Below are 21,210 nucleotides of genomic sequence, written 5' to 3' on the forward strand. Positions count from 1 at the left end.
CCTGTTGACCGAGATCTATCGACTTTTGCGTGCGATTAATTTACTTGTTATTGCATTCGATCGCTAAAAACCGTCAAAGATGAGACAGCCTCTGCGTTACCCTTGGCTCGACCTGGACGTGGACGACCGGTCCGCGCCGGTCATTGCCGTGCGCGTTGATTCAGACGGGTCGAAAGGAGAGGTGCCGGACCACAGCCATCGCAAGGGACAACTCGTGGTCTCGCTCGGAGGCGGCGTCACCTGTCGCGTCGCGAGCGGCCTGTGGATGGTGCCACCGCATTGCGCGGTCTGGATTCCCAGCGGCATGGCGCACAGCAATCGCGCCACCACAAATGCGCGGCTGTTCTTCATCTACATCGAGGCGGAGCTGGTCGATCTGCCGGATCGGTGCTGCACCATTTCGATCTCGCCATTGCTGCGCGAATTGATCGTCGAACTATCCGACGGCATGCAGCATGACGGCGCGCGGAGGGAGCGCCTGATCAGCGTGCTGCTCGGCGAGTTGCCGCGCATGCCCCTCCAGCAGCTGCATTTGCCGCTCTCGACCGAGCCGCGTGTGAAGCGCATCGCCGCAGCGTTGGCGGACAATCCCGCGGACCGTCGCACGTTGGCGGAATGGGCCAACCGCGTCGCGCTCAGCGAAAGCAGTCTTGCACGTCTCGTGGTCAAGGAGACCGGCCTGACCTTCGGACGCTGGCGTCAGCAACTGCACTTGATCGTCGCCATCCGGGAGCTGGCCTCGGGTGCGAGCGTGCAGCAGGTTTCGGCCGATCTCGGTTATGAATCGGTGACGGCCTTTATCACGATGTTCAAAAAGGCGCTTGGAAAACCGCCGGCGAAATATCTCAGCAGTGTCGCACAAGAGGCCCGATCATACGCACCCGTTGATCAGGTGCCGCACCCGTCGAAGGATCGTCGGACGCCGATGCGGCGTTGATATTGATGGAATGCAGCGGAGCTTCTGGCTGGGGCGGGAGGGATCGAACCTCCGAATGGCGGAATCAAAATCCGCTGCCTTACCACTTGGCTACGCCCCAACAGGCGACCCGGGGAACGGCGGAAGAACCGGCTGCCGCAGATTCCCGTTGGTCGCAGCCGGTCTATAGGGAGCGGCGCAGCATTTCAACCGCCTGGAGGGGCAAAATACCACAGGCCGGGGCCGGCTCCCGCCGCACTCGGGTGTCGTCCCGGCCATGGTCCGGTCCCGGCCCTCCCGGCAGTTGAGACCTCCGCCGTTTCATGGGAATACGGCGCCAATGATGTCCTCGGGAGTGAGCCATGACCTACCGCGCGCCGATCTCTGACATGCTGCTGTCGCTCAACCATGGCGCCGGCCTGAAGGCCGCCATGGACGCCGGCCATTACGGCGATTTCGACGCCGACATCGTCACTGCCGTGCTGGAAGAGGCCGGCAAGTTCGCAACCGACGTGCTGGCGCCGCTCAACCGGGTCGGCGACGAGCACGGCATCAAGCTCGACGACGGCAAGGTCACGACCGCACCGGGCTGGCCCGACGCCTACAAGCGCTGGACAGACGGCGGCTGGAACGCGGTGTCGGGCCCCGAAGCGTTCGGCGGCCAGGGCCTGCCGATTGCGATCAACGCGCTCTGCACCGAAATCTGGAGCGCCTCGAATGTCGCCTTCGGCCTCTGCCCGCTGCTGACGGCCTCCGCGATCGAGGCGCTGGATGCGCATGGCAGCGAGGAGCTGAAGAAGATCTATCTCGAAAAGCTCGTCACCGGCGAATGGACCGGGACGATGCAGCTCACCGAGTCGCAAGCCGGCTCCGACGTCGGCGCGCTGCGCACCCGCGCCGAGCGCGCACCTGACGGCACCTATCGCATCAAGGGGACGAAGATCTTCATCACCTATGGCGAGCACGACATGACCGATAACATCGTGCATTTCGTGCTGGCGCGGCTGCCGGATGCGCCGGCCGGCACCAAGGGAATCTCGCTGTTCCTGGTGCCGAAATTCATGGTCAAGGAAGACGGCTCGCTCGGCACGCGCAACGACATTTTTGCCAGCGGCGTCGAGCACAAGCTCGGCATGCACGCTTCCCCCACCTGCACCATGACGATGGGCGACCATGGCGGCGCGATCGGATTCCTGATCGGCGAAGAGAACCAGGGCATGCGCTGCATGTTCACGATGATGAACCAGGCCCGCCTCGGCGTCGGGCTCGAAGGCGTCGGCGTCGCCGATCGCGCCTATCAGCAGGCGCTGGCCTACGCGCAAGAGCGCAAGCAGGGCCGCGCCGTCGGCAACAAGAGCGACGGCTCGGATGCGATCTTCGTGCATCCCGACGTCAAGCGCATGCTGATGCGGATGCGGGCGCAGACCGCGGCCGCACGGACCATCTGCTATGCCACGGCGGTCGCACTCGACGTCTCCACGCGCGCCAAGGACCCCAAGGTTCGGGCTGATGCGGCTGCGCGCGCGGCGCTGCTGACGCCGATGGCAAAGGCCTATTCCACCGATGTCGGCAACGAGGTCGCCTATCTCGGCGTGCAAGTGCATGGCGGCATGGGTTTCATCGAGGAGACCGGCGCCGCGCAGCACTATCGCGATGCGCGCATCACCGCGATCTACGAGGGCACCAACGGCATCCAGGCGATCGACCTCGTCACACGCAAGCTCGCGGCGAACGGCGGCGCCTCGGTGTGGACGCTGATCGACGAGCTCTCGGCAACCGTCAAGCAGGTCGAAGCCTCCAACGATCCCGCCTTCGGCACCACCGGTGCAAAGCTGCGCGAGGCGCTGGAGGCGCTGACGCGCTCCAGCAAGTGGCTGCTGGAGCGGGTTGCGTCCGCGCCGAACGAGGCACTCGCCGGCGCAACACCTTATCTCCAGCAGTTCGGCGCCACGCTCGGCGGCTGCATGCTGGCATCCGAGGCGCTCGCCGCCAAGGCCGACGGCAATACGGATGCGTCGCGCTACGTCTCGCTCGCGCGCTTCTTCGCCGAGAACATCACGGTGCAGGCGGGCGCGCTGGAGCGCACCGTGACGGAGAGCGCGGAGTCGGTAGCGGCGGCGGATGCGGTGCTGTTGGGGTAAGGGAGGTCTCTCCTCCTCGCTGTCATTCCCCGCGAAGGCGGGGAATCCAGTACGCCGCGGCTTCTCGGCGAACCACAGACGTCTCGGAGTACTGGATCGCCCGGTCAAGCCGGGCGATGAACCGAATGCATGGGACGCGCCTGCGCTACGAAGCTGCGATCTTCGCCCTTCTCCCCGGCCGCCACAGCACGAGGCCGGCCGCAACGAGATCAAGCACCACGCACATCGCGAACGCCATCGTGTAGTCGCCGGTCAGGCTGCGCACCACGCCGACGATGCCCGGACCGAACGCACTGATGATGCCGCTGATCGACGTTCCCAGGCCCATCGCGGCGGCGAATGCGGCGCTGCCGATCTCGCGCTGGATGATCAGAGGCGGAAACGTGATCATGTTGCCGATCGAGAAGCCGTAGACGGCGCAGCACAGCAGCAGCACCGTCGGGCTCTCGCTTTGCAGGAGCACGAACAGCGCCGCCGCCTGGCTCGTCATTGACGCCGCACACGCAAGCCGCGGATCGAGCCGGTCGACGAACAGGCCGAGCGAGAGCCGCCCGACCACCGCCATGGCCGCCATGACTGTGACGGCAAGACCCGCGGCGTAGCGGCCGATCATCGGCTCGAGGAACGTCACCTGATGGATGATGAATCCCATCTGCGCCAATAGCGCGATCGCGATCGGCAGCACCATGGTCCAGAACGTCGCGTTGGCGAGCAGCGCCTTGCGCGAATGAGCCGCAGGCGCGGCCGCGCCGCCGCCGGAGGCGCGGCCGGCTGAGGTCAGCGACGCATCGGCCGGCCAGCCAGTGAAGATCACCACCACCGGCAACACCAGCACGATCATCGCCATCGTGGTCGCGAGCATGGCGGAGCGAAAGCCGATACTGTCGGACAGCACCAGCAGCACCGGAACGAGAACGATACCGCCACAGGTCGCGCCGTTGAACGCAAGGCTGAGTGCAAGCCCGCGGCGCCGTTCGAACCAGGCGTTCAGCACGGTTGCGATCACCACCGTGCCCATGCCGGTCCAGCCGACCGACATCAGCGCGTAGGCGAGATAGAGCTGCCACGGCGTCTGCATCAGTCCCAGCAGCACGGTCGAAGCGCCAAGCGCCGTCAGGCCGCACAGGATCAGCGCCCGCAGCCCGATGCGGGCGAGCAGATCGTCGGTGAAGATGACGAGGACGGAGGTCAGCAGAAACGAGAAGGTGCTGGCGGCGGACACCAGCGTGCCCGGCCAGCCATGGGCGCGCTGGAGCTCGGCGAGATAGACCCCCTGGCCGTAGAGGCCGAAGCCGAACATGAAAAAAGCCATCAGGAAACAGGCCAGCACCACGCGCCAGCCGCGATAATGCAGCGAGGATTCGTCAATGCCTGTTGCGGCAATCATCAATCATGCAATCGACCAAATGGAACGAGACGGGCCATCGTGCCGCACAACCACCGGTTTTTCAAATGAAACATTGTAGCCGATTGTTGCAACGCGCAACACCCATCAAAATGTCGCACGGCCCTCACGTCACAGTTTCCCGGACGAATGCATCCGTTGTGCCGGTGTCATGCAGCTTCTCGCGGGTATCACTGTCGAAAAGGTTGAGCCGCAGGATTGGCACGCCTGCGAGATGATGTAGGCTGAGCATCGCAGGACTCGTCAACGGCAGGCGCCGCGGCGGCCGCAGGGGGGCTTCATGCCGAATGGCAACATCATCGTGACGGAGGATCGCGCAACGCGCGTGATCACCCTGCGCCGTCCGGGCAAGAAGAACGCGATCACGCAGGACATGTATCGCGAGATGAGCCGCGCGATCGACACCGCGCAGAACAATCCCGACATCCGCTGCATGATCATCACCGGCGGCTCCGGCGTGTTCACGGCCGGCGACGATATCGACGATTTCCTGAAGGCCGACACCTCACGCCCCGAGACGCTGTCGGACGGCGCCAAATTTCTCTATTCGCTGGCGCTCAACGTCAAACCGATCATCGCGGCCGTGGACGGCGCGTCCATCGGCATGGGCACCGTGATGCTGTTCCATTGCGACTACGTGCTCGCCTCCAACGCCGCGACCTTCTCGGCGCCCTACATCAGTCTCGGGCTGGTTCCGGTCGGCGCCGCCAGCCTGCTGATGCCACGCACCATGGGGTACCAGCGTGCCTTCGCCATGCTGGTGATGGGACGGACCTTCAGCGCCGCCGAGGCGCATGCCGCGGGCTTCGTCAACACCGTGGTCTCGCCGGGACACACCGAGGTCGAGGCCCGCAAGGTGGCGCGCGAGATCTGCCGGCTGCCGGCCGAGGCAGTCGCGATCTCGCGCAAATTGCTGCGCGCAGCACCCGAAGAGCTCAGCCGCCGCATCGACCAGGAAGGCCATCTGTTCGGCGAGCGGCTGAAATCGGACGAGGCGGTCGCCGCGTTCAACGCGTTCGCGAACCGGAAGAAACGGTAAGGCGTTCACGACAATGCTTCGTGAAATCTTCGCGCGGAACGACTAATATTGTTCCATGCGATACGCCTCTGCACTCATCCTCGCCACGCTCGCGCTCGCCGCCCCGCCCGCTGCCGCCCAAACCGCGGCACCTGTCGAGCTGCGCATCCTCGCGATCAACGATTTTCATGGCAATCTCCGGCCGCCGCCGGGCGGCATCCGCATCAACGATCCCGAGGACAAGACCAAGAAGGTGATGGTCGCGGCCGGCGGCGCCGAGTACATGGCGACGCTGGTCAAGCAATTACGCGACGGGCACAAGAACACGATCTTCGTTGCCGCCGGCGACCTGATCGGCGCAAGCCCGTTCCTGTCGGCGATGTTTCACGACGAGCCATCGATCGAGTCGCTGTCGATGATGGGGCTTGCGATTACCTCGGTCGGCAACCACGAATTCGACGAAGGCAGGACCGAGCTGCTCAGGATGCAGAACGGCGGCTGCCATCCGGTCGACGGCTGCCAGGGCCCGCATCCGTTCACCGGCGCCAAATTCCACTATCTCGCCGCCTCCACCATCGAGACCGCGACCGGCAAGAGCGTGCTGCCCCCCTACGAGATCAGGGAGTTCGACGGCATTCCCATTGCCTTCATCGGGCTGACCTTGAAGGGCACCGCCGGCATCGTCTCGCCCGCCGGCATCGCCGGCCTCGAATTCCGCGACGAGGCGGAGACGGTCAATGCGCTGGTGCCACAACTGAAGGCGCGCGGGGTTGAAGCCATCGTGGTGCTGATCCACGAAGGCGGCGAGCCCGCCGGCGACTACAACGAATGCCCGGGCATCTCGGGGCCGATCGTCGATATCGTCAAGAAATTCGACCGCGCCGTCGACGTCGTCGTCAGCGGCCACACGCATCGCGCCTATGTCTGCAATATCGACGGACGGCTGGTCACAAGCGGCGACAAATACGGCACGCTGGTCACCGCGATCGATCTCAAGCTCGATCCGGCCAGCCGCGACGTGATCAGCGCCAAGGCCGAGAACGTCATCGTCGCCAACGCCTCGCTGGCCAAGGACCCCGAGCAGACCGCGCTGATCGACGCCTATGACAAGCTCGCCGCTCCCATCGCCAACCGACCGGCAGGCTCAGTGACGCAGACGCTGTCGCGCGTGCCGAACGAGGCCGGCGAAAGCGCGCTCGGCGACATCATCGCGGACGCGCAGCTTGCCGTCACCAAGGACGCCAAGGATGGCAGCGCTGTCATCGCCCTCACCAATCCCGGCGGCATCCGCACCGATATCATCCCGAAGGAGAACGGCACGGTGTCCTACGGCGAGCTGTTCGCGAGCCAGCCGTTCCGCAACCGCCTCGTCACCATGACGCTCACCGGCAGCCAGCTCAAGGACATGCTGGAGCAGCAATGGCTCGATCCGAAGCGGCCGCGGATCCTCCAGGTCTCGAACGGATTCAGCTACAGCTGGGACGCGTCGAAGCCATTCGGCGAGCGCGTCATGGCCGAGAAGATGACGCTGAACGGCCAGCCGCTCGAACCGGCCACCGGCTATCGCGTTACGCTCAACGACTACCTCGCCGTCGGCGGCGACGGCTTCACGGTCGCGAAACAGGGCGCAGCGCAGCAGTATGGCGGCTACGACGCAGACGCGCTGTTTGCGTTCTTCCGGACGCACGGACCGATCGGGCCGCTTCCACTGAGCCGCATCCTCCGCGTGAATTGATCTGGCGCAAGCGGGCCGGAACTGGACCACCCTTTGCCATTCCCGGCCGAACGCATAGATTGGGTTTTGCATTGCGTTTTGGCGCCGGATGCGCCAAGCGACGTCGAGAGCCCGTACCCTGTGAGGCCGACCTGATGAGCACGCTTCTTCTCTCCCACAAGGCCTGCCTCGACCACGTCACGCCACCGGGACATCCAGAACGGCCGGACCGCCTGCGTGCGGTCGAGGAAGCGCTGTCGGTTGAGCGCTTCCAGTATCTGGTGCGCGACCAAGCACCGGAGGGCGATCTCGATCTCGTCACGCTCTGCCACAACGAGGATTACGTCACCGAGCTCCGCCACATCGCGCCGACCAGCGGGCAGGTCTATGTCGACGGCGACACCTCGATGTCGCCGGGCACGTGGGAAGCGGTGATGCGCGGCGTCGGCGGCGCGGTTGCGGCGACCGAAGCCGTGATGGCGGGCGAGCACCGCAACGCCTTCGTCGCGGTGCGTCCGCCGGGCCATCACGCCGAGATCGGCAAGCCGATGGGCTTCTGCTTCTTCGACAATGTCGCGATCGCCGCGCGCCACGCGCAGCGCAAATACGGCATCAAGCGTGCGGCCATCGTCGATTTCGACGTGCATCACGGCAACGGCACGCAGGACATCTTCTGGTCGGACCCGACCGTGATGTACTGCTCGACGCATCAAATGCCGCTGTTTCCGGGCACCGGCGCGAAGGATGAGCGCGGCGATCACGACACCATCGTCAATGCGCCGCTCGCCTCCGAGGACGGCGGACCTGAATTCCGCGCTGCGTTTGAGAATTTGATCCTGCCGCGGCTGACGGAATTCAGCCCCGAGCTGCTCATCATCTCCGCGGGCTTCGACGCGCATTTCCGCGATCCTCTCGCCTCGCTCAATTTGCGCGCGGAGGACTACACCTGGGTGACGCGCAAGCTGATGGACCTTGCCGACAAGTCTGCAGGCGGTCGCGTTGTTTCTGTGCTCGAAGGCGGCTACGACCTGCAAGGACTGAAAGAATCTGTTACGGCGCATGTCGGCGCCCTGATGGGCGCTTGACGCACCCGCCACATTAAGCCCGTAAAACTCAGCTTTTCTCCATGTGAAGCGAATCGGGCAATCGGAAACTTATATGGCCGAAAATACCCAAGTCGACGTCTCCAGGCTCACCTTCGAACGCGCCATCGAGGAACTCGAAACGATCGTGAAGCGGCTCGAGGACGGCAAGGTGCCGCTCGAGGAATCCGTCACGATCTACGAGCGCGGTGAGGCCCTGAAGCGCCGCTGCGAGGAACTGCTGCGGCAGGCCGAGGCGCGCGTCGACAAGATCACCACCGATGCCAGCGGCCAGGCCACGGGCACCGCGCCGCTCGACGTACAGTAAAGGCCGCTTCCGAGCGGCCTGTTTTGGGCAATGGCCATCTGCAATTTTGTCATGATGGTTTGAGGCGGGTTCCGCCCACGGAAACGCGTGATCGATGATGAGGTCACGGCCCGCCTTCTGCGTGCTCCCACGTCGTGAATCTCACCGAAAACGGCCTCGTTCTCGCCAAAAAAGCTGCCGAGGAACCGGGCAAGACTGGAACCTCCGCTCCGGCGCCGCGGTTAACTAAACTGGCCCGCCGGTTGCACCTGCATACCCGGAATCGGTCCGGCGGGTTGGCTTTGGCCTAAGCTTTGGTGTAAAGCTGCGCGCAGTGTGGCTTTTTGTTAGCCTTACGTGGGCACCGATTGCCGGCGACAAGCGCTTCAAATCGCTAATGAAATTGGTTGGGACGGACGAAGCCGATCTAAGTGACAGGGATCACAGAGACTGAACCGGAGCGCACTTAAAGCTCACCTAAGCTTGAACAAGGGGCTTTGCCCCATGCAGGTGGCTCCGACGGTTTGGGGACTCGCGCTGCGCCGATATTGTGCAAACCCATCGCGCACCGGAATGACTTTCCGGCGCTGACAAATTGGAAATCGCCGTGAACGCATACAGTAAAACGCCGCTTCTCGACACCATCCGGACGCCGGACGACCTGCGTAAGCTCAAGGTCGAGCAGGTTCGCCAGGTCGCCGACGAGCTGCGTCAGGAGACCATCGATGCCGTCTCGGTGACCGGCGGTCACTTCGGCGCGGGTCTCGGCGTGGTCGAACTCACCACAGCAATCCATTACGTCTTCGACACGCCGCGCGACCGGCTGATCTGGGACGTCGGCCACCAGGCCTATCCGCATAAAATCCTGACTGGTCGCCGCGACCGCATCCGCACGCTGCGCACCGGTGGCGGCTTGTCCGGCTTCACCAAGCGCAGCGAGAGCGATTACGATCCGTTCGGCGCCGCGCATTCCTCGACCTCGATCTCCGCCGGCCTTGGCATGGCGGTCGCGCGCGACCTCTCCGGCGGCAAGAACAACGTTATCGCCGTGATCGGTGACGGCGCGATGTCGGCGGGCATGGCCTATGAGGCCATGAACAATGCGGGTGCGATGAATTCGCGCCTGATCGTCATCCTCAACGACAACGACATGTCGATCGCACCGCCGGTCGGCGCCATGAGCGCTTATCTGTCGCGGCTCTACTCCGGCAAGACCTATCGTACGCTGCGCGAGGCGGCCAAGCAGATCAACCAGCGCCTACCGAAAGTCCTCGCCAACCGCGCCAACCGCGTCGAGGAATATTCCCGCGGCTTCATGATGGACGGCGGCACGCTGTTCGAGGAGCTCGGCTTCTATTACGTCGGCCCGATCGACGGTCATAACCTCGACCATCTGCTGCCCGTGCTGAAGAACGTCCGCGACATGGAGACCGGCCCGATCCTGGTCCACGTCGTGACGCAGAAGGGCAAGGGCTACGGCCCGGCGGAAGCCTCCGCCGACAAGTACCACGCCGTCGTCAAGTTCGACGTTGCGACCGGCACCCAGGCCAAGTCCAAGCCGAATGCGCCGGCCTACCAGAACGTGTTCGGCCAGAGCCTCGTCAAAGAAGCCGAGAAGGATGACAAGATCGTCGCCATCACCGCGGCGATGCCGTCCGGCACCGGCGTCGACATCTTCAACAAGGCGTTCCCAAACCGCACCTTCGACGTCGGCATCGCCGAGCAGCACGCGGTGACGTTTGCCGCGGGTCTTGCGACCGAAGGCTACAAGCCGTTCTGCGCGATCTACTCGACCTTCCTCCAGCGCGGCTACGACCAGATCGTGCATGACGTCGCGATCCAGAACCTGCCCGTGCGCTTCGCCATCGACCGCGCCGGCCTCGTCGGCGCCGACGGCGCGACGCATGCCGGCTCGTTCGACAACGCTTATCTTGGCTGTCTGCCGAACATGGTGATCATGGCCGCGGCCGACGAATCCGATCTCGTGCACATGGTGGCGACGCAGGTTGCGATCAACGACCGCCCGAGCGCGCTGCGCTATCCGCGCGGCGAGGGCCGCGGCATCGAGATGCCCGACGTCGGCGTTCCCCTCGAGATCGGCAAGGGCCGCGTGATCCGTCAGGGCAGCAAGATCGCGCTGCTCTCGTTCGGCACGCGTCTGGCCGAATGCGAGAAGGCGGCCGACGAACTCGCCGCTCACGGCCTCTCCACCACGATTGCGGATGCGCGCTTCATGAAGCCGCTCGACACCGAGCTGGTGCTCAAGCTCGCCCGCGACCACGAGATCCTGATCACGATCGAGGAAGGCGCGGTCGGCGGTTTCGGCTCGCATGTCACGCAGTTCCTGACCGATCAGGGCGCGCTCGACAGCGGCATGGTGCGCTTCCGTTCCATGGTGCTGCCCGACGTGTTCCAGGACCACGACACGCCGGCGGCGATGTACGGCCGCGCCGGTCTCGACGCCAAGGGCATCGTCGCCAAGGTGTTCGAGGCGCTCGGCAAGGACGTCAAGACCGAGACGGTCAAGCTCGCCTGACGGCGAGCTTCGACCTTCGCGAAGCAGCGCGACCTTCATGAAAATCTATCTGGCAGGCCCCGACGTGTTCCTGCCGGATGCTGTTGAGATCGGCCGGCGCAAAGCCGCGATCTGCGCCGCGCAGGGGCTCACCGGCCTCTATCCCCTCGACAACGCCATCGAGCTCGCCGTTCCCGACGCCTCGCGGCAGATCTTTGCCGCCAACGAGGCCATGATGGATCAGGCCGACGCCATCATCGCCAATCTCACACCGTTTCGCGGCGCCGGCGCTGATCCCGGCACCGTCTACGAGCTCGGTTACATGGCCGGCCGCGGCAAGTTTTGTCTGGCCTATACCAACGATCCCGCCACCTATGCCGACCGCGTCGGCCGCTTCATGAACGTGACCTCCGAGGACGGGCGGCTGGTCGATGCGCAGGGGCTGACGGTCGAGGATTTTGGCCTCGTCGACAATCTCATGATGATCCATGCGCTGGAGCTGCATGGCTGCCCGCTGGTGATTCCGGCCGCGATGCCGGTCGACGTCTGGCATGATCTCGCCGCGTTCGAGGCTTGCGTCCGGATGGCGGCTGCGCGATTGATCGCACCATAAGCGCTCAGGTCTTCCTCGGAGAGATTGATGTCCCCTCCCCGCAAGCGCGCGGATGTTTTGCTGGTCGAGCGCGGCCTGTTCGAGAGCCGGGCGCGGGCGCGCGCGGCGATCGAGGCCGGGCTCGTCACCGCGAACGACAAGCCTGTGGCAAAACCGTCCGAGACCATCGCGGAAGATGCGGTGATCCAGGCCGAGCCGGCACATCCTTTCGTCTCCCGTGGCGGCGTCAAGCTCGCCGGCGCGCTGGAGCGTTATCCGATCGAGATCGAGGATCATGTCTGCCTCGACGTCGGCGCCTCCACCGGCGGTTTTACCGAGGTGCTGCTGGCGAACGGCGCGAGCCTCGTCTTCGCCATCGATGTCGGCACCGGCCAGCTGCATCCCTCGCTGCGCGGTCATCCCAAGATCGTGTCGATGGAAGAGACCGACATCCGCGCCTATGACGGCAAGCGGCTGCCGGCGCGGCCTGATGTCGTCGTGATCGACGTCAGCTTCATCTCGCTCAAGACCGTGCTGCCGGTGGCGTTGTCGCTCGCAGCAGCGCCCATGAGCCTGCTGGCGCTGATCAAGCCGCAATTCGAGGCCGACCGAAAACACAACAAGAAAGGCATCATCCGCGACGCCGCCGTGCATCAGGAGATCTGCGACGACATCGCAGCCTTTGCCGCCTCGCTCGGCTGCACCGGCATCGAGGTGTTTCCCTCATCGATTGCGGGCGGCGACGGCAATATCGAATTCTTCCTGGGTGCGCGCCGTGGTTGAGCGCGTAACAATCGATCACGTCGGCCATCGCGGCGACGGCGTCTCGCTCGACGCGGGCGATACAGTCTATGTGCCCTACACGCTTGGCGGCGAGACCGTCGAGGTCGACGCGGGCAGCCATCCCGACCGCCGCAAGCTGCTCGCGGTCGATGTCGCAAGCCCGGCGCGTATCGAACCGTTCTGTCCGCATTTCGGCGTCTGCGGCGGCTGCGCGATCCAGCACTGGGCGGCCGAGCCGTATCATGCCTGGAAGCGCGGCATCGTGGTCGAGACGCTGGCGCAGGCCGGTATCGATTGCGAGGTTGCGCCGCTGGTCGACGCCCATGGCGCTGGCCGCAGGCGCGTCACGCTGCACGGCCGGTTCGGCACACACAACGTCCTCAAGGTCGGCTTCGCAGCGGCGAGCTCGCATGACGTCATCCCGATCCATCGCTGCCCGATCCTCGATCCCGCGCTCGACGGCGCGCTCGATGCCGCCTGGGCACTCGCCGAGCCGCTGACGTCCAAAATGCCGGTGACGAAGCCGCTCGACATCCAGGTCACCGCGACCGCCACCGGTCTCGACGTCGACATACGCGGCTCGGGCCCTCTGCCGACACGGCTGGTCACGGCGCTATCGCACGTCGCCGAGCAGCATCGCCTGGCGCGGCTGACGCGGCACGGCGAGCTGGTGCTGCAACGCCTGCCGCCAACATTGCAGATGGGCCGCGCCGAGGTGACGCTGCCGCCTGGATCTTTCCTGCAAGCGACCGTCGCGGGCGAAGAGACGCTTGCCGCGCTCGTCGCCGAGTGCGTCGGCAAGGCGAAGGAGGTCGCCGATCTCTTTTGCGGCGTCGGTCCCTTTGCCTTGAGGCTTGCGGAGAAATCGCGCGTTGCAGCCTATGACAGCGACGCTGGCGCTGTCGCCGCGCTGGCAAAAGCCGCGCGCACACCGGGGCTGAAGCCGATCAAGGCCGAACCGCGCGACCTGTTTCGCCGTCCCTTGGTGCCGCCCGAGCTGCGCGACTTCGACGCCGTGGTGTTCGACCCGCCGCGCCAGGGCGCGCAGGCGCAGGCGCTCAAGCTTGCCGCAAGCAAGGTGCCGGTCGTGATCGCGGTGTCCTGCAACGTTGCAACCTTCGCCCGCGACGCGAGGTTGCTCATCGATGGCGGTTACAAGATCGAGACCGTCGTGCCGGTCGACCAGTTCCGCCACACGCCGCATGTAGAATTGATAGCGCGCTTTACCCGGTGATGTCTTAACGCCGTAGCGCGCCAAGTGCCGGCGACTCGCCGGGCAGCATGTTCGAGCTGATATCGCTGTCCATGCGGCCCGAATCCTGCTGGGTGAACCCGGCCCCGAACGTCAGGCTGAGGTTGGAGGTCGGCTTGAATTCGACGCCCGCAAACGCACCGTAGCCGGGTGTAGCGCCCGAGGTCAGCGGCGCAACCGAGCTGCCAATGCCGTTGCCGTATTTCAGGGTGTCGAAACCGGCGAAGAATGTCACCGGCAGGCCGCCCGCAGTCTTGGTATTGTAGCCGAACTGCGAGCTATCATAAGAGAGCGCGTTGAAATTGCCGACTGGCCCAGTCTGGCTGAGGCCGCTCCAATTGAGGTTGCCGCGTTGGCTCCCGACAAAGAAGCCGTTCGCAAAATTGGTGCGCCCGCTGGCATCGAAACTTGGAAAGTTGCCATAGGTATCGGCGCTCTGGCCGGCACTGCCGCCAAAGCCGAAAGCACCGCCTGGTATCCAATAACTTAGAGGCGCAGCTTGCGCGTGGGCAGGCGCCCCGCCGAGACAAAGCACCGCGAACAAAGCTGCGAGACCGCAAGAACTTGCAAGGCTGGACATTCAGGCTTCCGTCGAAAAGTTCGCAAATTATACTACTCGGATAGCACGAATGCCAGCGGACCGATGCCGGTCATCGCTTGCTCAGGTTCCGGGATTACGTCTTCTTGATACGTTGAACCTCCCCTGCGGCGGATGGACCCACCTAAAGGACGCGCAAGCTCAGGCCGTCACTTTGATCGCGAAGGCCAAGCGTGGTCCAGCAGCGCGCAATTTGCGCAGACCTTTGAAAATTCTCAACACGTCATGGAGGTTGTCATGGAGGTCAATTCCGACAAGTTGAATGCCTTTATGGGCAAGATGGTCACCGAGTTCGGTGCAGCGATGAACGCATCGCTGGTCCTGCTTGGGGACAAGCTCGGTCTCTACCGCACCCTCGCCGCCAAGGGACCGATGAATTCGTCCGAGCTCGCAAGCGCCACCGGCACGGTGGAGCGCTATGTCCGCGAATGGCTGTCGAGCCAGGCGGCGTCCGGCTACATCGAATACGATTCCGCTTCGGGAAAATTCTCGATGCTGCCCGAGCAGGCGATGGCGCTGGCCGACGAGGACAGCCCGGTTTTCCTCGGCGCGTTCGGCAATGTCATTGCCTCGGCGTTTCTCGACGAGCCCAAAATTTCGGATGCATTCAAGAGCGGCAAGGGCGTCGGCTGGAACCGGCGCAGCGAGTGCCTGTTCTGCGGCACGGCCCGCTTCTTCCGCACCGGCTACATGCATCATCTGGTGCAAGAGTGGTTGCCTGCGCTCGATGGCGTCGTGGACAAGCTGAAGCGCGGCGCCAAGGTCGCCGATGTCGGCTGCGGGCATGGCGTCTCGACACGGCTGATGGCGGAGGCCTTCCCGAACTCGCGCTTCTACGGCTTCGATTATCACGAGGGCTCGATCGAGGCCGCGCGAAAGGCGGCCACTGATGCAAAGCTGGGCGATCGGGTCAGCTTCGCAGTCCATTCCGCCAAAACCTATCCGACTGAGGCCTATGATCTCGTCTGCTTCTTCGATTGCCTGCACGACATGGGCGATCCCGTCGGCGCCATCCGTCACGTGCGCGAATCCATGGCGAAGGACGGCACCTGCATGCTGGTCGAGCCGTTCGCCAACGACCGCCTCGAAGACAATCTCAACCCGGTCGGGCGCGTCTACTATGCGGCGTCGACCATGATCTGCACGCCGGCCTCGCTCGATCAGGAGGTCGGCCTGGCGCTGGGCGCGCAAGCCGGCGAGGCAAGGCTGCGCAAGGTCGCAAGTGAAGGTGGCCTGACGCGCTTTCGTCGTGCCACTGAGACGCCCTTCAACCTGATCCTGGAGGCGCGGATCTGACTCACGCCGGACGCGCGGCCGAAATTGTCAGGCCGCGGCGTCCGTGCCCATCCCGAAGGTGAGCTGGTTGCCGTCGGCATCGACGACATCGAAATCGCGCATGCCGTAGTCGCGGTCCTCCGGCCGGTTGAGCAGCCTGGCGCCGCGTCCCGACACCTCGGCATAGATCTGGTCGACATCCCGGACGAAGACGCAGATGGCGCCATGGCCGGGCAGTCGCTTCGTCCTGCTCGATGCGAGCAGGTGCAAGGCGACCTCGTCGCGGCAGAGGCAGGCATAGGACAGCGGCTCACCGTATTCGAACGTGACCTGAAAGCCGAGCACATCGCGATAATAGGCGAGGCTCGTTGCGATGTCAGAGACGACGAAGACAGTGGCAGAGCCTGCTATCATCGGGTGTTCGTCAGTCATTGCAGCCTCCTCGCATCGCGAGCCTGTCGTCCGACGCAGCCTAGCATGCGATCACGAGGTCTTGCACCGCCCATTCCGCAACGTAAGCTGGCGACCGAACACGGCGGCGACAGTCCGCCGGAATGGGAGGATGACGATGCGATATCTCGGCCTGGCGCTGGTTCTGCTGTTCACCGTCGCGAGTTCGGGAGCCGGCCGCGCCGGCGAGCCGACGCGCTTTACGCCGCTGAAGCCGGACGAGCTTGCGCCGCCGCAGAAGGAATGGGCCGATGCGATCGCCGTGCCGCCACGCAATGCCAAATTCACCAACCCGCCCTACCGCGCCTATATCCGCAATCCCGAGCTCGCGCCAAAGCTCTCGGCGATGTCGGACTATCTGCGCTGGAATTCGTCGCTGCCGGCGCGCTTGAGCGAATTCGCCATCCTGATCACGGCGCGGCAGTGGACGGTGCAATATGAATGGTTCGCGCATTATCCCCTGGCGATGAAGGCGGGGCTCGATCCAGAGGTCGCCAAGGATATCGCGAGCGGCGTGCGGCCGCAGGCGATGAAGGACGACGAAGCCGCCCTCTACGACCTCGCGATGGCGCTCTATCGCGACAAGAAGGTGTCCGACGAGGTCTACCGCGCGGCCGAGCAGAAATTCGGCGAGCGCGGCATCATGGATATCATCGGCCTGATCGGCTATTACGATTTGGTCTCGATGACGCTGATCACGATGCAGGCCAAAGCGCCGAACGACAGCGTGCCACCGCTGCCGCCGCTTGCGGCCAAGTAGAAGCCTCCACCCAGGCCCTGACAATTCTATCGCCGTTACCCTGAGGTGCGAGCCATGCGGCGCAACGCGCCGGATGGGGAGCCTCGAAGGGCGACGGCCCGGCTGCCAGCTTTGGCCGTGCATCCTTCGAGGCCTTCCATAGGGCGCGCTGCGCCCCATGGAATGCACCTCAGGATGACGGGTTTAACAGTCGCGAACGCTGAGACAATGCGGGGAGCCGAACCGCGTCCAGCTACGCCGTCTTGTCGACCGAGGACGACGAATCTGCCGGCGGATATTTCGTCACCGGCACCATGAAGGACTTGTTGCCGACCTGGTAGATGATCTTGCCGTTCTGTCCGTCATCCGTCGCGATCTGCGACTGGCCGAACATGATGACGTTCTTGTAGACGATGCCGGTGCCCTGGCGGGTGATGCCATCGGTGGTGACGCTGACCTGCGCTTCATTGCCGTTGACCCCGAGCACGCGAAAGCTCGCGCTTTTGCCGTTGTCGCTGGAATAGCCGCCCCAGCTTCCCATCAGGCGGCTGTCGGAGGCCGGCGGCGCCTGCTTCTCGAGCGACGCAGTCTGCTTGCCAGAGCCGCCCGCGGAGAACAGGAGCACCAGGTTCTTGCCGTCCTTGGTGCCGACCGTGACCCCGCCAAAGGTGATAAGCGCGCCACTGACCTGGGCAAAACCGCGCTCGGTGTGCCCGTTATGGGTGTACTCGACCTGCGCCCGACTACCGCGGATGTTCACGACCTTGAAGCCGACGGGCTGGTTGTTGCCCGCCCAATTGCCCTTCCAATCACCGAGCAGAGCGCTCTGGTGATAGACACGCTCGTTAGCGGGCGAAATCTGGCTGGTGCTTTGCGTGACGATGGCCATTGCTTTGCTCGGTGGACGAGTTTGACGAACTCGCTTGCGTTCGAGCGCCGGGAGACGGCATCAGAAACATTCAGAAACAATTCTGATTAGGGCCACGCCGTCGTTAACAAGCGGTTAATTTCAACCGCCCGGTGCGATGGGGCAAATGGTCTCATCGGGGATGCGCCTCAGCGCCCCCAGCGGTCCGACCAGATCTTCTCGCCGATCGTGCAGCTGACGCGCGGCTCCTTGTCCTTGTCCGCAACCCGCACCACCGGACGCTCTGGCGTGCGGCCTGCGACCTCCATCAGAAGCTTGGTGCGGATCGCTTCCTTGAACTTGTCGCGGTCCTTGATCGTGATCACGAAGGAGCCGGGGCCGCCGACGACGCAGTCCTCGTAGTAGTAATCGAGATTGTCGATATCCATGGTCGAATAGGACGGCTCCTTGACCATGATCGGCAGGCCGTTGATGACGATGCCTTTCTCGAGCGCGGCGTCGCGCGCCAACGTGACCGGGCCACCATTGTTGTTGGGACCGTCGCCGGAGATGTCGATGACGCGGCGAAGCCCGTGATACGGATCCTCGTCGAACAGCGGCATCGCGAAAGTGATCGCACCGGAGATCGAGGTGCGTGAGGCGCGGCGGATCGGCGTCTTCATGATCTCGGAGGCGACCGCATCCGCCGTCTCCGGTCCGTCGATCAGGCGCCACGGGATGATGATCTTCTGGTCGGTGGACGCTGCCCATTCGAAATAGGTCACCGCGATCCTGCCGTTGGGACCGGCCTTGAGCGCCTGCAAGAACTCTTTCGACTGGATCGCCTGCGCGTAGCCTTCGCGCTGGATCGCGAGCTCGTCCATGTCCATGGAGTAGGAGACGTCGACCGCGAGGATCAGCTCGACATCAACCGACTGCGCATCCCCGTCGGCCGCCTGCCGCTGCGGTTGATGTCTTGGTCCTGGCGCCGCGATGCCCGCGACGTCCCCTCCGGCAAGCACGCCGGCCACCAGCACAGCCCCGATCGAGAACAGCAACCGCATCGCAGTCTCCCGTCGTATGACGCGATGGTGACATGCAAACGCCTTGCCGCAAAGTGCGAAGATCGCTTGTGCTTCACATTCAAGTTAGGCTTTTCGAGCTTTGCGCGAAACCGCCGCCATGTCGCCACGCTTGCGTCGCCGCACATGCGAGCCACGGGACAGCGCGCCCCGCCCACTTGTTCCGCGCGATTTCCATGCTAGGTTGACCGCACAGATGGGGATGGAGTCCCCCGACAACCGCCCGACGGTCGATGATCGTGCTGGGCTGATGACTCCTGCTTGAGGTGAGGCAATCAATAAGCCTCTGCCTTTGGCGGGAGCATGGACAAACCCGCCGATGGCGGGTTTTTTGTTGCCTGATGAAAGCCAGGATCTGAAGGCCAGGATCTGAAGGCGAAGACCTGAAGGCAAGGACGTGACGACGACGACACCAAACGCTGCGCGCGCCGGGCTGCCCAGGGGGATCTGGGTGCTCGGCTTCGTCTCGATGCTGATGGACATCTCCTCCGAGATGATCCACGCGCTGCTACCGGTCTATCTCGTCACCGTGCTCGGCGCCTCGACGCTCACCGTCGGCTTCATCGAGGGCATCGCGGAGGCGACAGCCTCGATCACAAAAATCTTCTCCGGCGCGCTGTCGGACTGGCTCGGCCGGCGCAAGCTGCTTGCCGCGCTCGGCTATGGGCTCGCCGCCTTCACCAAACCGCTGTTCCCGCTCGCCCCCAGCGTCGGATGGCTGGTCGCGGCGCGCTTCATCGACCGTATCGGCAAGGGCATTCGCGGCGCGCCGCGCGATGCGCTGATCGCTGACATCGCGCCCGCCGGCTTGCGCGGCGCGAGTTTTGGCCTGAGGCAATCGCTCGACACCATCGGCGCCTTCGTCGGACCACTCGCCGCGATCGGTTTGATGTGGTGGACTGCGGACAATTTTACCGCCGTGTTCTGGGTGGCCGTGCTGCCGGCGTTTCTGTCGTTCGGCCTGATTGCGCTTGCGGTGAGCGAGCCGGAGCCGGACGCAAGCCGGGAACTTACGAAAAATCCGCTGAACACCGCCGCGATGCGGCAGCTCGGCGCAGTCTATTGGCGCGTCGTCGCGGTCGGCGTCGTCTTCACGCTCGCGCGGTTCAGCGAGGCCTTTCTGATCCTGCGCGCCCAGAACATCGGCGTCACTGCGATGTGGGTGCCGGCGGTGCTGGTGCTGATGAACATCGTCTATGCGCTGTCGGCCTATCCGGCCGGCGTATTGTCGGACCGGATCAACCGGACCGCCCTGCTCGCGCTCGGCCTCGTCTTCCTCGCAGGCGCCGATCTCGCGCTCGCGCTGCTGCCGAATCTAGCGGGCCTCGCGCTCGGCGTCGTGCTGTGGGGATTGCACATGGGACTGACGCAGGGCCTGCTTTCGGCGCTCGTCGCCGATACGGCGCCGCCGCACTTGCGCGGCACCGCGTTCGGCTATTTCAACCTGTTCACGGGCCTCGCATTGCTGGCCGCGAGCGTGATCGCCGGGGCGCTGTGGGACGCCTACGGCCCGGCCGGCACGTTCCTCGCAGGACTCGGCTTCACGTTGGCCGCGCTGGTGGGGCTGCTCGCTGTCGGCAACGGGCTGGGAGAGGAAGGCAAGTGACAATGCACGACACAAACTGGGGGACGAGACGTTGAACATCCAATTCATTCTGGCGGTCGCCACAGGCGGGGCGCTCGGCTCGGTGATGCGCTATCTCGTTGGGCTCGGCTCGGCCCGGGCGTTCGGCACCGATTTTCCCTGGGGCACCCTGATCATCAACGTAACGGGGTCTTTTTTGATCGGCATCTTCGCCGCACTGTTTGTCACCAAATGGAACTTACCGCAGGCCGCCCGGATCTTCCTGACGGTCGGGATTTGTGGCGGATACACGACATTCTCGACGTTCTCGCTGGATGCCTGGTATCTGATCGAGCGCGGACAAACATGGGCCTCAGCGACCTATATGATCGCATCGGTCGTGCTGTCCGTGGGCGCCCTCATTGCCGCGATGCAGCTCGTTCGCGCGTTTCCTTGACCGCGCTTGCCTGATCAGCGCATTCCTGCCCATCTCTCACGGCATGATGCTGGGCGGTCCGACCGTCTTGGAGAAGGCGCGGGTCCTGCAATATAATGCGGACGTTGCAGGCTGAGCGCCGCGCGGCTGGAAGCTCAGGACCGGGGTATCTCAGGACAGATGAACGACACCGTCACCACACCGAAGACGCGGACAAAGACCAAGGTCGAACGGCCGAAGCTGCACAAGGTCATCCTGATCAACGACGATTTCACACCGCGTGAGTTCGTCACGATGATCCTGAAGGCCGAGTTCCGCATGACCGAGGATCAGGCCTACAAGGTCATGATCACCGCGCACAAACTGGGGGCCTGCGTGGTCGCCGTGTTCACCAAGGACGTGGCCGAAACCAAGGCCACCCGCGGCACTGATGCCGCCCGTGCCAAGGGCTATCCGCTGTTGTTCACGACGGAGCCGGAGGAGTAGGCCGATAA

General features: G+C 64.3%; 20 protein-coding genes, 1 tRNA gene and 1 riboswitch. Of the genes, 15 read left to right on the top strand and 6 right to left on the bottom strand.

Translation table 11 applies throughout. The annotated features are described in order from the left end of the window. Positions 1-79 precede the first annotated feature (79 nt). Complete coding sequence (locus tag UB31_RS19360; RefSeq protein WP_045012061.1) at positions 80-937, top strand: AraC family transcriptional regulator; 858 nt, start codon at positions 80-82, stop codon at positions 935-937. Positions 938-962: 25 nt separating this feature from the next. Here the strand turns inward: UB31_RS19360 and UB31_RS19365 are convergent. After that, positions 963-1,037: transfer RNA gene (locus tag UB31_RS19365), tRNA-Gln, on the bottom strand. A 241-nt stretch (positions 1,038-1,278) separates the two neighbouring features. Here UB31_RS19365 and UB31_RS19370 point away from each other — a divergent pair. Continuing rightward, the gene (locus tag UB31_RS19370; RefSeq protein ID WP_045012062.1) at positions 1,279-3,057 is read left to right on the top strand and encodes an acyl-CoA dehydrogenase family protein; all 1,779 of its coding nucleotides are present in this window, start codon (positions 1,279-1,281) and stop codon (positions 3,055-3,057) included. Positions 3,058-3,202: 145 nt separating this feature from the next. On the opposite strand, the gene UB31_RS19375 is transcribed toward UB31_RS19370, so the two are convergent. Continuing rightward, positions 3,203-4,444 carry an MFS transporter gene (locus UB31_RS19375; RefSeq protein WP_045012063.1) on the bottom strand — a complete coding sequence of 414 codons (1,242 nt, stop codon included), beginning with the start codon at positions 4,442-4,444 and terminating at the stop codon, positions 3,203-3,205. Positions 4,445-4,742: 298 nt separating this feature from the next. Between UB31_RS19375 and UB31_RS19380 the strand changes: the two genes are divergently transcribed. The 8 genes from UB31_RS19380 to UB31_RS19415 all read left to right on the top strand — a co-directional run bounded on the left by UB31_RS19380 (position 4,743) and on the right by UB31_RS19415 (position 13,707). Continuing rightward, positions 4,743-5,501, top strand: coding sequence for an enoyl-CoA hydratase-related protein (locus UB31_RS19380; protein ID WP_045012064.1), 759 nt, complete (start codon positions 4,743-4,745; stop codon positions 5,499-5,501). 55 nt (positions 5,502-5,556) lie between these two features. Further along, complete coding sequence (locus UB31_RS19385; protein WP_045012065.1) at positions 5,557-7,215, top strand: bifunctional metallophosphatase/5'-nucleotidase; 1,659 nt, start codon at positions 5,557-5,559, stop codon at positions 7,213-7,215. Positions 7,216-7,349: 134 nt separating this feature from the next. Beyond that, positions 7,350-8,279 carry a histone deacetylase family protein gene (locus UB31_RS19390; protein WP_045002954.1) on the top strand — a complete coding sequence of 310 codons (930 nt, stop codon included), beginning with the start codon at positions 7,350-7,352 and terminating at the stop codon, positions 8,277-8,279. 73 nt (positions 8,280-8,352) lie between these two features. Continuing rightward, entirely contained in the window at positions 8,353-8,604 is a 252-nt protein-coding gene (locus UB31_RS19395) for an exodeoxyribonuclease VII small subunit (protein WP_008132970.1), read from the top strand. Positions 8,605-9,190: 586 nt separating this feature from the next. Further along, positions 9,191-11,119, top strand: a complete 1,929-nt coding sequence (gene dxs, locus UB31_RS19400; protein ID WP_045003056.1) for a 1-deoxy-D-xylulose-5-phosphate synthase — start codon at positions 9,191-9,193, stop codon at positions 11,117-11,119. 37 nt (positions 11,120-11,156) lie between these two features. Further along, positions 11,157-11,711 carry a nucleoside 2-deoxyribosyltransferase gene (locus tag UB31_RS19405; RefSeq protein ID WP_045012066.1) on the top strand — a complete coding sequence of 185 codons (555 nt, stop codon included), beginning with the start codon at positions 11,157-11,159 and terminating at the stop codon, positions 11,709-11,711. A 27-nt stretch (positions 11,712-11,738) separates the two neighbouring features. Further along, positions 11,739-12,473, top strand: coding sequence for a TlyA family RNA methyltransferase (locus UB31_RS19410; protein WP_045012067.1), 735 nt, complete (start codon positions 11,739-11,741; stop codon positions 12,471-12,473). Further along, positions 12,466-13,707: a class I SAM-dependent RNA methyltransferase gene (locus tag UB31_RS19415; RefSeq protein ID WP_045012126.1), complete on the top strand. Its 1,242-nt coding sequence runs from the start codon at positions 12,466-12,468 to the stop codon at positions 13,705-13,707. The genes UB31_RS19410 and UB31_RS19415 overlap by 8 nt, the downstream gene beginning before the upstream one ends. Before the next feature lie 4 nt (positions 13,708-13,711). Here the strand turns inward: UB31_RS19415 and UB31_RS19420 are convergent, their stop codons facing one another. Continuing rightward, the gene (locus UB31_RS19420) at positions 13,712-14,305 is read right to left on the bottom strand and encodes a hypothetical protein (protein ID WP_045002957.1); all 594 of its coding nucleotides are present in this window, start codon (positions 14,303-14,305) and stop codon (positions 13,712-13,714) included. 255 nt (positions 14,306-14,560) lie between these two features. On the opposite strand from UB31_RS19420, the gene UB31_RS19425 reads away from it, so the two are divergent. After that, positions 14,561-15,619, top strand: a complete 1,059-nt coding sequence (locus UB31_RS19425; RefSeq protein WP_045003058.1) for a class I SAM-dependent methyltransferase — start codon at positions 14,561-14,563, stop codon at positions 15,617-15,619. Between the two features lie 27 nt (positions 15,620-15,646). On the opposite strand, the gene UB31_RS19430 is transcribed toward UB31_RS19425, so the two are convergent. Continuing rightward, positions 15,647-16,030: a bleomycin resistance protein gene (locus UB31_RS19430; RefSeq protein WP_045012068.1), complete on the bottom strand. Its 384-nt coding sequence runs from the start codon at positions 16,028-16,030 to the stop codon at positions 15,647-15,649. Positions 16,031-16,166: 136 nt separating this feature from the next. Between UB31_RS19430 and UB31_RS19435 the strand changes: the two genes are divergently transcribed. Continuing rightward, positions 16,167-16,808, top strand: a complete 642-nt coding sequence (locus tag UB31_RS19435) for a carboxymuconolactone decarboxylase family protein (protein WP_245306020.1) — start codon at positions 16,167-16,169, stop codon at positions 16,806-16,808. 232 nt (positions 16,809-17,040) lie between these two features. On the opposite strand, the gene UB31_RS19440 is transcribed toward UB31_RS19435, so the two are convergent. Next, the gene (locus tag UB31_RS19440; protein ID WP_045002960.1) at positions 17,041-17,676 is read right to left on the bottom strand and encodes a hypothetical protein; all 636 of its coding nucleotides are present in this window, start codon (positions 17,674-17,676) and stop codon (positions 17,041-17,043) included. A gap of 167 nt (positions 17,677-17,843) precedes the next feature. Next, a complete protein-coding gene (locus tag UB31_RS19445) occupies positions 17,844-18,698 on the bottom strand; it encodes a DUF1194 domain-containing protein (RefSeq protein ID WP_045002961.1) in 855 nt (284 codons plus the stop codon). A 207-nt stretch (positions 18,699-18,905) separates the two neighbouring features. Next, positions 18,906-18,983: riboswitch (Fluoride riboswitch) on the top strand. Between the two features lie 130 nt (positions 18,984-19,113). On the opposite strand from UB31_RS19445, the gene UB31_RS19450 reads away from it, so the two are divergent. The 3 genes from UB31_RS19450 to clpS all read left to right on the top strand — a co-directional run bounded on the left by UB31_RS19450 (position 19,114) and on the right by clpS (position 21,202). Further along, positions 19,114-20,322, top strand: coding sequence for an MFS transporter (locus UB31_RS19450; RefSeq protein ID WP_045012070.1), 1,209 nt, complete (start codon positions 19,114-19,116; stop codon positions 20,320-20,322). 31 nt (positions 20,323-20,353) lie between these two features. Beyond that, positions 20,354-20,737, top strand: a complete 384-nt coding sequence (crcB, locus tag UB31_RS19455) for a fluoride efflux transporter CrcB (protein ID WP_045002963.1) — start codon at positions 20,354-20,356, stop codon at positions 20,735-20,737. A 159-nt stretch (positions 20,738-20,896) separates the two neighbouring features. After that, positions 20,897-21,202: an ATP-dependent Clp protease adapter ClpS gene (gene clpS / locus UB31_RS19460; RefSeq protein WP_045002965.1), complete on the top strand. Its 306-nt coding sequence runs from the start codon at positions 20,897-20,899 to the stop codon at positions 21,200-21,202. The last annotated feature ends 8 nt before the right edge of the window (positions 21,203-21,210 follow it).

The organism is Bradyrhizobium sp. LTSP849 (assembly GCF_000938255.1).
Classification (GTDB): domain Bacteria; phylum Pseudomonadota; class Alphaproteobacteria; order Rhizobiales; family Xanthobacteraceae; genus Bradyrhizobium.

Excerpts from the sequence above, each read along its gene's own strand:
- UB31_RS19360 (WP_045012061.1), top strand. The coding sequence starts at position 80 with ATGAGACAGCCTCTGCGTTACCCTTGGCTCGACCTGGACGTGGACGAC.
- UB31_RS19370 (WP_045012062.1), top strand. The coding sequence starts at position 1,279 with ATGACCTACCGCGCGCCGATCTCTGACATGCTGCTGTCGCTCAACCAT.
- UB31_RS19375 (WP_045012063.1), bottom strand. The coding sequence starts at position 4,444 with ATGATTGCCGCAACAGGCATTGACGAATCCTCGCTGCATTATCGCGGC.
- UB31_RS19380 (WP_045012064.1), top strand. The coding sequence starts at position 4,743 with ATGCCGAATGGCAACATCATCGTGACGGAGGATCGCGCAACGCGCGTG.
- UB31_RS19385 (WP_045012065.1), top strand. The coding sequence starts at position 5,557 with ATGCGATACGCCTCTGCACTCATCCTCGCCACGCTCGCGCTCGCCGCC.
- UB31_RS19390 (WP_045002954.1), top strand. The coding sequence starts at position 7,350 with ATGAGCACGCTTCTTCTCTCCCACAAGGCCTGCCTCGACCACGTCACG.
- UB31_RS19395 (WP_008132970.1), top strand. The coding sequence starts at position 8,353 with ATGGCCGAAAATACCCAAGTCGACGTCTCCAGGCTCACCTTCGAACGC.
- UB31_RS19405 (WP_045012066.1), top strand. The coding sequence starts at position 11,157 with ATGAAAATCTATCTGGCAGGCCCCGACGTGTTCCTGCCGGATGCTGTT.
- UB31_RS19410 (WP_045012067.1), top strand. The coding sequence starts at position 11,739 with ATGTCCCCTCCCCGCAAGCGCGCGGATGTTTTGCTGGTCGAGCGCGGC.
- UB31_RS19420 (WP_045002957.1), bottom strand. The coding sequence starts at position 14,305 with ATGTCCAGCCTTGCAAGTTCTTGCGGTCTCGCAGCTTTGTTCGCGGTG.
- UB31_RS19425 (WP_045003058.1), top strand. The coding sequence starts at position 14,561 with ATGGAGGTCAATTCCGACAAGTTGAATGCCTTTATGGGCAAGATGGTC.
- UB31_RS19430 (WP_045012068.1), bottom strand. The coding sequence starts at position 16,030 with ATGACTGACGAACACCCGATGATAGCAGGCTCTGCCACTGTCTTCGTC.
- UB31_RS19435 (WP_245306020.1), top strand. The coding sequence starts at position 16,167 with ATGCGATATCTCGGCCTGGCGCTGGTTCTGCTGTTCACCGTCGCGAGT.
- UB31_RS19440 (WP_045002960.1), bottom strand. The coding sequence starts at position 17,676 with ATGGCCATCGTCACGCAAAGCACCAGCCAGATTTCGCCCGCTAACGAG.
- UB31_RS19445 (WP_045002961.1), bottom strand. The coding sequence starts at position 18,698 with ATGCGGTTGCTGTTCTCGATCGGGGCTGTGCTGGTGGCCGGCGTGCTT.
- clpS (WP_045002965.1), top strand. The coding sequence starts at position 20,897 with ATGAACGACACCGTCACCACACCGAAGACGCGGACAAAGACCAAGGTC.